Source organism: Rubrivirga aquatilis (genome assembly GCF_046845665.1).
Lineage (GTDB): Bacteria > Bacteroidota > Rhodothermia > Rhodothermales > Rubricoccaceae > Rubrivirga.
Map to the genome: position 1 here is coordinate 2877182 of NZ_CP177355.1, position 11887 is coordinate 2889068.

The 11887-nt window shown below is 71.8% G+C and carries 11 protein-coding genes and 1 pseudogene; 9 read left to right on the forward strand and 3 right to left on the reverse strand.

Going from position 1 to position 11887, the window contains the following annotated elements; all coding sequences use genetic code 11:
• Positions 1-32: 32 nt before the first annotated feature.
• On the forward strand, positions 33-2552 hold the full coding sequence (locus ACLII4_RS12630) for a DNA translocase FtsK 4TM domain-containing protein (RefSeq protein ID WP_412067761.1): 2520 nt from the start codon (positions 33-35) through the stop codon (positions 2550-2552).
• A gap of 231 nt (positions 2553-2783) precedes the next feature.
• On the opposite strand, the gene ACLII4_RS12635 is transcribed toward ACLII4_RS12630, so the two are convergent.
• Entirely contained in the window at positions 2784-3449 is a 666-nt protein-coding gene (locus ACLII4_RS12635; protein WP_412067762.1) for a response regulator, read from the reverse strand.
• Positions 3450-3500: 51 nt separating this feature from the next.
• A complete protein-coding gene (locus ACLII4_RS12640) occupies positions 3501-6311 on the reverse strand; it encodes a two-component regulator propeller domain-containing protein (RefSeq protein WP_412067763.1) in 2811 nt (936 codons plus the stop codon).
• A gap of 130 nt (positions 6312-6441) precedes the next feature.
• On the opposite strand from ACLII4_RS12640, the gene hisH reads away from it, so the two are divergent.
• The 7 genes and pseudogenes from hisH to ACLII4_RS12675 all read left to right on the forward strand — a co-directional run bounded on the left by hisH (position 6442) and on the right by ACLII4_RS12675 (position 10671).
• On the forward strand, positions 6442-7080 hold the full coding sequence (gene hisH / locus ACLII4_RS12645) for an imidazole glycerol phosphate synthase subunit HisH (RefSeq protein WP_412067764.1): 639 nt from the start codon (positions 6442-6444) through the stop codon (positions 7078-7080).
• Between the two features lie 12 nt (positions 7081-7092).
• Positions 7093-7884 (forward strand): annotated as a pseudogene (gene hisA, locus ACLII4_RS12650) (1-(5-phosphoribosyl)-5-[(5-phosphoribosylamino)methylideneamino]imidazole-4-carboxamide isomerase).
• 39 nt (positions 7885-7923) lie between these two features.
• Positions 7924-8706, forward strand: coding sequence for an imidazole glycerol phosphate synthase subunit HisF (gene hisF, locus ACLII4_RS12655; RefSeq protein WP_412067765.1), 783 nt, complete (start codon positions 7924-7926; stop codon positions 8704-8706).
• A complete protein-coding gene (locus ACLII4_RS12660) occupies positions 8703-9023 on the forward strand; it encodes a hypothetical protein (protein WP_412067766.1) in 321 nt (106 codons plus the stop codon). The genes hisF and ACLII4_RS12660 overlap by 4 nt, the downstream gene beginning before the upstream one ends.
• A gap of 60 nt (positions 9024-9083) precedes the next feature.
• Positions 9084-9428 (forward strand): TonB family protein, encoded by a 345-nt coding sequence (locus ACLII4_RS12665; RefSeq protein WP_412067767.1) that lies wholly within the window; start codon positions 9084-9086, stop codon positions 9426-9428.
• The gene (locus ACLII4_RS12670; RefSeq protein WP_412067768.1) at positions 9398-9898 is read left to right on the forward strand and encodes an energy transducer TonB; all 501 of its coding nucleotides are present in this window, start codon (positions 9398-9400) and stop codon (positions 9896-9898) included. The genes ACLII4_RS12665 and ACLII4_RS12670 overlap by 31 nt, the downstream gene beginning before the upstream one ends.
• Positions 9899-9900: 2 nt before the next feature.
• Entirely contained in the window at positions 9901-10671 is a 771-nt protein-coding gene (locus tag ACLII4_RS12675) for an energy transducer TonB (protein ID WP_412067769.1), read from the forward strand.
• On the opposite strand, the gene ACLII4_RS12680 is transcribed toward ACLII4_RS12675, so the two are convergent.
• On the reverse strand, positions 10589-11110 hold the full coding sequence (locus tag ACLII4_RS12680) for a YpsA SLOG family protein (RefSeq protein WP_412067770.1): 522 nt from the start codon (positions 11108-11110) through the stop codon (positions 10589-10591). The genes ACLII4_RS12675 and ACLII4_RS12680 overlap by 83 nt on opposite strands.
• 97 nt (positions 11111-11207) lie before the next feature.
• On the opposite strand from ACLII4_RS12680, the gene ACLII4_RS12685 reads away from it, so the two are divergent.
• Complete coding sequence (locus ACLII4_RS12685; protein ID WP_412063310.1) at positions 11208-11828, forward strand: LolA family protein; 621 nt, start codon at positions 11208-11210, stop codon at positions 11826-11828.
• The last annotated feature ends 59 nt before the right edge of the window (positions 11829-11887 follow it).

Here is an 11887-nt window from a genome sequence, read left to right on the forward strand (position 1 = left end):
TCGGGGCGCCCGGCCGTCTCCCCCCAACCGCCGTGAGCACGACACGCACCCGCTCGAAAAAGAAGCGGCCCTCGAAAACGACCACGGCTGCCGGGTTCTCGCGACAGCGAAAGCAGGAGGTGCTGGGCATTCTGTTGCTCGCGCTCGCCGTGCTAACCGCGCTCGCAGTCGTGACTTACTCGGCCGGCGACGCGGACCGTCTGACCGACCCCGTCGACCCGTACGGCCAGCCGTACGACAACATGTTGGGCTACGTCGGGGCGATGCTGGCGCAGGCGCTCGTCGCCGGGTTGGTGGGCTACCCCGTCTTGCTCCCCGTGCTCGCGGTGCTGTCATGGGGCTGGGTGCTGCTGCGCCAGAAGACGCCCGTCTTCCTGCCCACCCTGACGGGCCTGTCCATCGCCGGGGCCCTGTTCCTGGCCTGCTTCTTCGGCTGGTTCGACTCCCAGCTCGACACGGAGCTGGCGGCGTGGAGCGGGACGTTGGGGCTCGGGGTTTCGGGCTGGCTCACCAGCGTCTTGTACCCCGTCGGGTCGTTTATCGTCTTGCTTGTGGCCGTCGTGGTGACGCTGCTGCTGGTGTGGGACCGCGATATCCAGACCTCCCTCGACCGTGCCGAAGGAGCTGTGACGAGCATCAAGTCGAGCCTGACGGAGACGTGGGCGGAGTACCGGACCGGCGCCGCCGAGCGCAAGACCTTGCGCCAGCAGGCCCGCGCGGAGGCGCTGGCGGAGCGCGAATCGAAACGCGCGGAAAAGGAGGCCCGCAAGCCGGCGCCGTCGGCGACGCCAACGCCCGCCGCCCGGCCCCCGCTGCCCGCCCCGCCGCCGCCGCCTGTCCCGGAGCCGACTCGGGTCGCCCCTCCCCTGCCGGTTGCCATCGCGCCGGGCGCTGAGGCCGACGACCCCGACCTCGACGCGCTCGTCGACGAGCAGCGCGACGGCCCGGCGTTCCACGTCACGGGCCCGATCCACGAGCGCCCGGCCGACCTCGACGGCGCGGCGGCCGACACCCCCCGCGCCGCCGAGCTTCCGTACTCCTTCCCGTCGATCGAGCTGCTCGAAGAGTCGGCGACCGACCAGGAGGTCGACCTCGACGAGATCGAGGACAACAAGCAGGTGCTGCTCGACAAGCTGGAGACCTACAACATCCAGATCGACGCCATCGAGGCCGTCGTCGGCCCGACCGTGACGCGCTACGAGCTGACACCCGCGCCCGGCGTCAAGATCAGCCGTATCACCGCGCTGGAGGACGACCTCGCGATGGCGCTCGCCGCGCCGGGCATCCGCATCATCGCGCCAATCCCCGGCAAGTCGTCGATCGGCGTCGAGATCCCGAACCGGACGCGTGAGATGGTCCGGCTGCGCCAGATCCTGACCCGCAAGGAGTTCGTCGAGGCCGCGCGCGCGGGCAAAATGGCGCTCCCGGTCCCGATCGGGAAGACGATTGAGGGCAAGGCGTTCATCGTCGACCTCGCCACGATGCCGCACCTGCTGGTGGCCGGCGCGACGGGCTCGGGCAAGTCGGTGGGCGTCAACGCGCTGATCGTCGGGCTGCTCTACGCCAAGCACCCGGCCGACCTCAAGTTCGTGATGGTCGACCCCAAGAAGATCGAGCTCAACGGCTACGCCGAGCTGCTCAACCACTTCTCGGCGATGCCCGAGGACGCCGAGGACCCCATCATCACCGACTTCATGCAGGCCGCCGCCGTGCTGCGGAGCTGCGAGCGCGAGATGGAGATCCGCTACGACCTGCTTGCAGAGGCGGGCGTGCGCGGGATCGACGAGTACAACAAGAAGCAGGCGACCGGCAAGCTGGAGACGTTGGGCAAGGCGCACCGCCACCTCCCGTACATCGTCGTCATCGTCGACGAGCTGGCGGACTTGATGATGACCTCGGCGAAGGAGGTCGAGGCGCCGATCGCGCGCCTGGCGCAGATGGCGCGCGCCGTCGGCATCCACCTCGTGCTCGCGACCCAGCGGCCGTCGGTCGACGTCATCACCGGCCTGATCAAGGCCAACTTCCCGTCGCGGATGGCCTACCAGACGTCGTCGAAGATCGACAGCCGGACGATCATCGACGGCGGCGGCGCGCAGCAGCTGGTCGGGAATGGCGACCTGCTCTACATGAACGGCTCGCGCCTGACGCGCCTACAGGGGCCCTATGTCGGCGTCGACGAGGTGGAGGCCGTCTCGGGCTACATCGCGTCCCAGGAGGGCGCCGGGCCATACTTGCTGCCGCCGATGGATGCGGGAAACGACGCCCCGGCAGGCTCGGCAGGTGACTCCTCTGGCGATCGAGACGAGCTGTTCGAGGACGCCGCCAAGGTGATTGTGCGGAGCCAGCAGGGGTCGGTCTCCCTGCTCCAGCGCAAGCTCTCCGTCGGCTACACGCGGGCGGCGCGATTGGTCGACCAGCTCGAGGACGCTGGCATCGTGGGGCCGTTCGAGGGCTCGAAGGCTCGCGAGGTGCTCATCCCCGATGAGTACGCGTTGGACGCCTTTTTCGGCGCGGCGACCGACGCCCCGGACCTCGACCTCGACGCGGTCTAGCAAAGACACCCAACGTTCACCTAGAAATAGTCGGCCCCCCGCAGATAACGGCGGAGAGGCTTATCCGCTGGAAGAGCCTGCCTGGGGCCGAGGCCGCCGGCTCTCCCCGGTCCGGCCTCGGGAACCGACACAGAGCGGGGCCGGGCGTCCCACCACAGGCACCCGGCCCCGCAAAGCCCCTCACCTGTTGTGGGGGGCGTCTGCTATAGTACGCCGAGCCCAGGGAAGGCTCTACACCAGTCCCCGCTCGTAGGCGGTCCGGACCGCCTGCGCGCGGCTGTGCACCTGGAGCTTCCCGTACAAGTTTTTGACGTGGGACCGGATGGTGTGCGGGCTGACGTTGAGGCGCTCGGCGATGGCCACCTCCGAGTCGTCCTCGACCAGGCGAGCGAGGACCTCCGTCTCGCGGGGGGTCAGCCCGAGGCCCACCGCCGAAGCGGAGGGGCCCGAGGTGGCCCGGACGTGACCCAGGAGCTTGCGTGCGACGAGCGGCGACGTCGGCGCCCCCCCATGAGCGACTTCTTGCACAGCCCGCACGATGGCGTCTGGCCCGGCATCCTTCAGGAGGTACCCGCTGGCGCCCGCCCGGATGGCAGCGAAGATGCGGTCCTCGTCCTCGTAGACGGTCAGCATCAGCACGTCGATGGCCGAGGTCTCCGCCGCCAACGCCGCCGTCGTGGCGATGCCGTCCCGGCCCGGCATCTCGATGTCCATCAGCACGACCGCCGGGAGCGGCGCGCCCGAGCGGCGTCGGACCGCAAGGTCCGCGAGGAAGCCGTCGCCGCTCTCGGAGACGAGCACCAGCTCCACCTCGGGGTAGAACGCGAGCTGTTGGACGAGCCGGTCCCGCAAGCCGGCATGGTCTTCGACGACGGCGACGCGAATGGGGTCGGGCATGGGCACGGGGGCGAGATCAAGAGTAGGCCGATCGAGGGCGCGTGCCCTCCCCTACGCCGGGGAGGACGCCAGCGGGACGTCGACCGTCACCCGCGTACCGTCGGCCGTCTCGAGAAGGAAGCGTCCGCCCAGGCCCTCTGCACGGGCGGCCATCGAGCGCAAGCCGTAGCCGGGCGGAGCGGCGCCGTCACCCGAGGGCGCCACGAAGCCGCCGTCGTCCGAGACGACGAGTTGCACGCCGAGCCCGCTGGGGGCGAGCGTTGCGGCGATCCGGTCGGCGCGCGCGTGCTTGAGGGCATTCGTGATGGCCTCCTGCCCGACCCGGTACAGCGCCAGCGCGACCGCCGGGGGCAGCGCAAGCGACGGGTCGACCGCACACGTCACCTCGACGTGCCCGGCCCGGCCGCGCGCCCGCGCCTTCGCGAAGGCGTCCAAGCGGTCGCAGAAGGCCCCGGCGGTGAGCGCTTCCTCGTTGATGGCCCAGATCGTCTCGCGCAGTTGGCGGATGGTCTCACGAGCATCGGCCTCGACGAGCGCCAACGGATCTGTGGCGCCGGGGGCGGCGCCAGCGCGACGCGCCAGCTTGGCGAGTTCGACGCCCGCCAGCAGGGACGACAGCTGGGCACCGACGTGGTCGTGCAGGTCGCGCGAGATGCGGGCCCGCTCGCGCTGGAGCCGACGCACCGATTCGAGCCGGGCCACCTCTTGGCGGAGACGGCGCTGCGACACCTCCCGGATGGCCAGGCCAAAGACTGCCAGCAACAGCAGCACCGCCAGCGCACGGATCGACCGACGCTCCCACCACTGCGGCGCGACATCGACCGTCAGCACGGCCGCCTCCGACACGCCACCGGGCCCGACGGCGCGGGCGACGAGCCGCAGCGTGCCCCGCCCCAGATCCGAAAACACGATGCGTCCGTCTGGCCCCGCCAGCTGCCAGGCCCCGTCCCCCACCCGGTACTCGACGCTGGCGGTGGAGCCGAACGAGAGCGCGGCGACGGAGACTTCGACGTGATGGCGTCCGGGGGCGAGGGACACGCTACCGCGGGCGAGCGGGACCGAGCGGTCATCCGCACGGACGCTGACAAAGGCCACCTTGGGCGGGATCGTCGGGGTGGGCAGCCGAGAGAGATCGACGGCGAAGAGCCCGGCGGTCGTGGCCAAAAAGAGCCGGTCCGTGGCGGCGTGGTACCCCGCGTCGTTGATCGAAGCCGCCTCGTCCGCGAGCAGGGAGCCCCGGGCCTGGACCGCGCCGTCGAGCACGCGGAAGAGGCCCCGGTCGCCGACCACCCAGATGCCGGGCGTGCCCGGTCGCTCGAAGACAGCCATCAGGCGCTGGCGCCCGAACCGGTCGCCGCCGACCGTCTCCGCTCGCGAGCCGTCCCATCGCCCGAGCCCGCGATCGGTCCCGAACCACACGGCCCCGTCGGACAGCTCGGCGACCGAAAAGATGGCCGACGACGGCAGGCCGTCGGCGCGTGACACCGAGACGGCGCGGGCTCCGCGCACGAGTGCCGCGCCCGCTGACCGCGTGAGCACCCACAGCCCTCGGCGCGTCCGCGTGAGCCCCTCGACCATGTCTGTGCCGAGCCCGTCGCGCTGGCGGAGCGTGTCGAGCGCGACGCCGTCGACAAACCGCATGACGCCGCTGCCGTAGACGCCGACGGCGAGGGTGTCGGTCGCCGCGTCTAGTCCGGCGACCCAGTTGGGCTCGTCCAACAGCGTCTGCCACGGGTCCCTCTCAACGGCGAAAACGGTCGGGCCCGTCGCCACCATCAGCCCCGTTCGGCCAATGGCCACCTGGCGAGTGTCCACCCCGGGGTTGGAGGCCCGCATCGCCAGCGTCGCGGCGTCAACGGTGAGCAGTCCCGACCCCGTCGCGAACACGTTTCGCTCCGACACCGCGAGCCGGATGGCGGGGCGGTCGGTGAGTTGGGTGAGGTGCCGGCCCGCCAGCCGGAGGGCGCCTTGCCCAAACGTGCCCGCCCACAGCGCACCCTCGCGGTCAACGACCACGTCTTGGGCGCGGATCTCGCTCAAGAGGACCAGCGGGTCGCCCGGGGCGTCGCGCACCCAGATCCCGCCCGTGTCGCCGGCCCAGTAGACCTCGCCCCGACGCCCGCGCACGACCCGACGCACGCGCGGCGACGGGATGATCTCGGAGGCGACAAAGCGGTCGCCGGCGACCCGGCCGATCCCGATGCCCTCGAGTCCGACCACGATCACAGACGCCGCGGTGCCCGCCACCCACCGCGCGCCGCCCAAGGTGGGCGGTGCTCGGACGACGACCGGCGCCCCGCCGCCCGCGTCGAGCCGCAGCAGCTCCCACGGCCCCGCCGTGTTCGCCCCGACCTGCCGGCTGGCGAGGATCGCCCCGTCGTCCAGAGGCACCAGCCCCGACCACGCCGTGCCCTGCCCGCTGCGACGGAGCCGCCAGCGCCCGACGGTGCCGACGGCGATCGCGTGCGCGCCCCGGACCGCGACGCCCGCCCCGTCGGGCTGGATGCTGTACACCGCGTCGTCGCCGAGCGGCGTCGCGACGGTCTCGAACCGATCGCCGACCCGGCGCGCTAGCCCCGCGAACGTGCCGACCCACAACGTCCCGTCGGCCCCCTCTCCGATGGAATAGACGAACGGGTGTGGCAGGCCGTCGTCGGCGGTGAAGGTGACGACGCGGCGTCCGTCGTAGCGCGCCAACCCGGCGTCGGTGCCGAGCCACAGAAAGCCTTGGCGATCCTGAAAGACGGCTTGTACGTAGTCGGAGGGCAAGCCGTCGGCGCGTGTCAAGGCCTCGAACGTCGGCTGCGCGCGAGCGGCGAGCGCACACGCGGCGGAGAAGATCAGGACGACGACGAGGCGCACGGCCGGAGGGGCGGACCGGATCGAATCTAACTGCCTACCGTTCAGCGACCTGGGGCGGGCCGCCGGTCGAAGAATGGCCGAAGCCGACACGCGCGGGGGCCCCGGGTCCCGGCCGCGCGTTGGGACCGACATGACGACCCTCATCGACTACGGCATCGGCAACCTGCGCTCGCTCGCGAAGGCGTTCGACGCGGCGGGCGTGCCCGTCGTGCGCACCGACGACGCCGGCGCCATCCGCGCGGCCGACCGCCTCGTGCTCCCCGGCGTGGGCGCCTTTGGCGCGTGCGCGGCCGAGCTGGCGGACCGCGGACTGACCGATCTCGTGATCGAGCGAGCGCGAGCGGGCGTTCCGCTGCTGGGCGTCTGCGTCGGGATGCAGCTCTTGTTCGAGGGCTCCGAGGAGCGCGGCGAGCACGCCGGCCTGGGCTTGCTCCCCGGCCGCGTCGTCGGCTTCCCGGCCGACCTCGCCAGCGACGGCCGTCGCCTCAAAGTCCCCCACATGGGCTGGAACCGGCTGGCGACGTCGCGCGAGCACGACATCGTCGAAGGCGACGACTGGGTGTACTTCGTCCACTCCTACCACGCGGCGCCCACTGAACCGGAGGACGTGATCGCGACGGCCGACTACGGCGGCGCGGTCCCGGCGGTCGTCGGACGTGCGAATGTGGTCGGTGTTCAGTTTCATCCCGAGAAGAGCGCGACCGCCGGGCTCGCCATGCTGCGTAGGTTCGCGGACTGGACGCCCGGCGCCGACGGGCGCCCCCTTTAGCCCCCCTGACCCATGCTCGTCATTCCTGCCATCGACCTGCGAGGCGGCCGGTGCGTCCGGCTCCGGCAGGGACGCTACGAGGACGAAACGGTCTATTTCGACGACCCCGTCTGAATGGCCAAGCTGTGGCGGGTGATGAATGCCAAGGTGCTCCACCTGGTCGACCTCGACGCTGCGCGGACGACGGCCGAGGAGGCGGCCGACAACCGGGCCGTCATCGCCGAGATCGCCAAGGCACTCGACGTGCCCGTCCAGGTCGGCGGCGGCATCCGCACACTCGACGACATCGCCGCGATGCTCGATCTCGGGGTGTACCGCGTCATCCTGGGCACCGCCGCCGTCCGCAACCCCGAGTTGGTGTCCGAGGCGGTCGCCCGCTTTGGCGCCAGCCACATCATCGTCGGGATCGACGCCAAGGACGGCGAGGTGCGCACCGAGGGCTGGGAGGCCGGCTCCGGCGTTGGCGTCACCGACCTCGCGCTCGACATGGAGGCGCGGGGCGTGCGCCGGTTCATCTACACGGACATCGCGCGCGACGGGACGCTGGAGGGCCCCAACATCGAGGCGTACCGCGAGCTGTCCGCCCACCTGACGCGGGCTCGCATTACCGCCTCCGGCGGCGTCGGCGGGTACACCGACCTGCTGGCGCTCCAGGCCGCCGAGCCGGCGGTCGACTCGGTCGTCGTGGGCCGGTCGCTGTACGAGAATCGCTTCCCGTGCCAGCAGTTCTGGTGCTGGCACCGCAAGGACGAGGTCGATCTCGACCGCTTTTCCACGGCCCGACTCGCGCTGCGCGGCGAGTAGCCCGTCTGGCGTCGACCGCGGACTCCGAATTCCCCCCCCATGCTGGCCAAACGCATCGTCCCCTGCCTCGACCTCCACGACGGCCGCGTCGTGAAGGGCGTCCAGTTCGTCGACCTCGTCGACGCGGGCGACCCGGTCGAGCAGGCGCGGTTCTACGACGCCTCGGGCGCCGACGAGATCGTCTTCCTTGACATCTCGGCCACGCACGAGGGCCGCGGCCTCTTGCTCGACACCATCCGCCGGGCAGCCGACGAGGTGTTCATCCCGCTCACCGTCGGAGGCGGCGTGCGGTCCGTCGAGGACGCCCGCCAGCTCCTCGAGGCGGGCGCCGACAAAGTGGCCATCAACTCGGCCGCGCTCGCGGACCCGGACCTCTTGACCCGCGTCGCCGACTCGTTCGGGGCACAGTGCGTCGTCCTGGCGATCGACGCCAAGCAGACCGGCATCACGCCGAGCGGGTGGCAGGTCTTCACGCACGGCGGCCGTAAGGCCACGCGCCACGACGCCATCGCCTGGGCCGTCGAGGGCGTTCGCCGGGGCGCCGGCGAGCTGCTGGTGACGAGCATGGACCGCGACGGCACGCGCGAGGGCTACGACCTCGCCCTGTTGCGCGCGCTCGACGACGCCGTCGCCGTCCCGGTCATCGCCAGCGGCGGCGCAGGCACGCTAGACCACCTCGCCGACGGGCTGACCGAGGGCCGCGCCGACGCCGTGCTGGCCGCCTCGATGTTCCACTTCCGAGAGGTGACGGTCGCCGACGCCAAAGCCCACCTCAGCGCTTGTGGCGTGGCCGTGCGGCCGGTCGCCGAGGTCTCGTCGTGAGCCACGCGCGCCTGGGCCTCCGACTCGTCCGCCTCGCCATTGGCGCCGTCGTGACGTTCCTGGTCGCCGCCGGGGGCTACCTCGCCTGGGCCGCGCTCGCGAACCCCGACGTACGACTACGCAAGCCGCGCTGGGTGGAGGGCGCCTTCGACCACTCGTACTGGTGGCCCGTACTCGTGGTGACGCTGGGCGGCGCGGCGCTCGTGGGTCTCGTGCTATGGACGGCGTACCGGAGGCTACGCGATGGCGAAGACCTCTACGGGGGGCGAATGGGCCGAGGCGTGCGTCGGAGGGGCGAGCGTCACGTCGAAGACTAGGCGCATGTGTAGGGCATGACGTTGTATGTAGATTAACCGGCACGTCCCACCACGACTGCCATGCGTCTGCTCCTCTCCGCCCTCCTCTTGGCGCTCGTCGCCCCCGTCAGCGCCCAAGGCGTGCTCGGCGATGACGGGATCTACGTGCTCGCCGAGACCGCCCCCGCACCGGTTGGTGGGATGGCCGCCATCGCCGATGCCATCGTCTACCCCGAGGCCGCGATTGAGGCCGAGGCGGAAGGGACGGTCGTGCTCATGTTCATCGTGCAGCCCGACGGCTCGCTGGCGGAGGTGACCGTCGCGCGAGCCCCGCACTCGGCGCTGGGGCAGGCCGCACTCGCCGCGCTTGAGGCTGTCGAATACACTCCGGGACTGTGGCCGACGAAGCCGTCCCGACCCGGGTGAGCCTGCCGCTACAGTTCGTTCTCCCGGAGCCTGTGGTCCACGACGGTCCCGAGGCGTTGGAGATGGATGTCGGGCTCGCGTCCTCTCCGGCCGTCCCGATCGGCGGGTGGGAGCGGCTGTTCCGCACCATCGACTGGCCGGACGAGGCGGCCGGGAGCGGCGTCGAGGGTGTGTTCACCATCGCCGTCGACGTGGATGAGAAGGGGCATGTGACCAACGCCGAGATCGTCGCCTCCGACGTCAAGCGCGACGAGGGCCGGCTCGACGTGATCGCCCGCCCGCGACGGAATCCGGCCGGCCAGATTCGCAACGTCGACTCCCGCCCGACGATCTCGTCGGTGCAGCGCGCGATGGAGCAGGCCATCCTGCGCGCCGTGGTCCCTCAGCAGTTCGTTCCCGAAGTCCGCGACGGCGAGGTCGTCGCCGGACGCGTTCTCCACACCTTCGAGCTCTACATCCCTGGTCGCTGATCATGCGCTTCATCCTCTTAATTCTCTTGGCCGTCCCCACCCTCAGCGCGCAGGTGCTGGGCGATGACGGGGTGTACGTGCTCGCAGAGACCGCCCCCCAGCCCGTTGGCGGGATGGCCGCCGTCGCCGACGCGCTTGTCTACCCAGAGGCAGCCCTCGCCTCAGAGGCAGAAGGCACCGTCGTGCTCACCTTCATCGTAGACCCCGACGGATCGGTCCGCGAGGCCGTCGTCGCGCGTGCCCCTCACCCCGCCCTGGGAGAGGCCGCGCTGGCGGCCGTCGCCAGCGTTCCGTTCACGGCCGGGCTCGTCGGCGAGAAGCCGGTGGCGACACGGATGAGCCTGCCGATCCGATTCGTGCTCCCCGAGACCGAGCCGGAGTGGGCCGACCAGCCCGCCGCGCCGGTCGGCGGGTGGGAGCGCGTGTTCGAGCCGGCCGCGTGGCCGCCCCGGCTGCAAGGCTCGGAGACGGAGTACACGTTCACCCTGTTCGCGGACATCGACGCCGAGGGGCACGTGACCGAGGCCTCGATCCGAGACGTGGAGAGCGAGGGGGGGCGGGTCCGCACCCAGCGGGTGATCATCGCAGAGGAGGAGGTGCCCATGCACCTGGAGCGGGGCCGCCAGCTTCGCGCGGAAGGCGAGGCCGCCCGCGAGCAGATGCTGCTCGACATGGTCCGCGCCGCGCGTTTCACCCCGGAGATCCGCGACGGCCAGGCGGTCGCGAGCCAGATCGAGGTGGTTCTGACGGTCTCGCCGTCGAGCGGATCGTAGCGAGCGCCGTCCCCAGCCAGCGGAGCGCGTCGCCGTAGACGCCCGGCGCCTCGCTCTCGCGCGGCCCGGCGATGTTGAGGCGAGACGGCCGCTCGCGAGCGAGCCACGCCAGCGCCTCCCCCGGGTCGCCCGACGGGTCGGCCACGAACACCGGGCGCCCGAGCCGCTGGGCTTCGGCGACCGCGAGCGCGGTCCCGCCCGCCACGGCGGCCGGCGCCAGCACCAGGAGTGCGTCCGACTCGGCGACGTTGCGGCGCGTGCGCTCGGCGGGATCGGCAGTCGCCGTCTCGCGCAACGGGTAGCGCGCGTCGATGGGCCCGTCCTCGGCCCACCGTCCTGCCGGGCACCACCCGGCGACCTCAAAACCGGACGCTAGGGCGGCGTCGAGGGCGGCGCGGTCGACGCCCGATTGGCCTCCGGAGACGATGACGAGCGGCATCTGTGGCGAATGTGTGGCGAGACTGTCGCGCCGCGACGGGCGGCACACCTGTTGAACGAAGTCCGGACATCCCCCGTTCACCGGACCCACTCTCGCCATGACCTTGCTTCTCTCTCGCACCCTCGCCCTGCTGGCCCTCGTGCTGGCCGTCCCCGTTGCCCAGGCCCAGTCGCCCGAGGCCGTCGCCCGCCAGCTCCAGACCCGCTACGGCGCACTGGAGTCGCTCCAGGCCCGCTTCGTCCAGACCGCCGGCGGCCAGCGCCTCGAAGGCACGCTGTCGGTCCGCGACCAGGCGTTCCGGCTCGACCTCGGCAGCCAGGTGCTCGTCACCGACGGCGGCACGCTGTGGTCGTACTCGCGCGACGACGCCCAGGTCGTCGTGCAGGACTACGACCCCGCGCGCGTCGGCTTCAACGTCGGCCAGCTCTTTACCGACTACCTCAGCGTGTTCCGCGCGACGGCGGCCACCAAGGCCCGCATCGGCGGCGTCGCCCACGACGTGCTGACGCTGCGCCCGCGCCAGGCCGGCTCGTCGGTCCGCGACGCGACGCTGTACGTCCGGTCGTCGGACGCCGTCCCGACGCGCGTCCGCGTCCACGACGTCAACGGCGGCACGCTGGCGTTCGACCTGCGCGAGGTGCGCCGGAACGCGCCGCTGGCGGCGTCCACGTTCCGCTTCGCCGCCCCGCGCGGCACCGAGGTCGTCGACCTCCGCTAAGTCTCTGCCGAGCGCGCCCGAACCGCGCCGGAGCCGCGTCGTTGGGCGCGGGGCCCCTC

Coding starts and splice junctions, on each gene's coding strand:
- hisF (WP_412067765.1), top strand. CDS start 7,924: ATGCTGGCCAAACGCATCGTCCCCTGCCTCGACCTCCACGACGGCCGC.
- ACLII4_RS12665 (WP_412067767.1), top strand. CDS start 9,084: ATGCGTCTGCTCCTCTCCGCCCTCCTCTTGGCGCTCGTCGCCCCCGTC.
- ACLII4_RS12680 (WP_412067770.1), bottom strand. CDS start 11,110: ATGCCGCTCGTCATCGTCTCCGGAGGCCAATCGGGCGTCGACCGCGCC.
- ACLII4_RS12685 (WP_412063310.1), top strand. CDS start 11,208: ATGACCTTGCTTCTCTCTCGCACCCTCGCCCTGCTGGCCCTCGTGCTG.
- ACLII4_RS12675 (WP_412067769.1), top strand. CDS start 9,901: ATGCGCTTCATCCTCTTAATTCTCTTGGCCGTCCCCACCCTCAGCGCG.
- hisH (WP_412067764.1), top strand. CDS start 6,442: ATGACGACCCTCATCGACTACGGCATCGGCAACCTGCGCTCGCTCGCG.
- ACLII4_RS12635 (WP_412067762.1), bottom strand. CDS start 3,449: ATGCCCGACCCCATTCGCGTCGCCGTCGTCGAAGACCATGCCGGCTTG.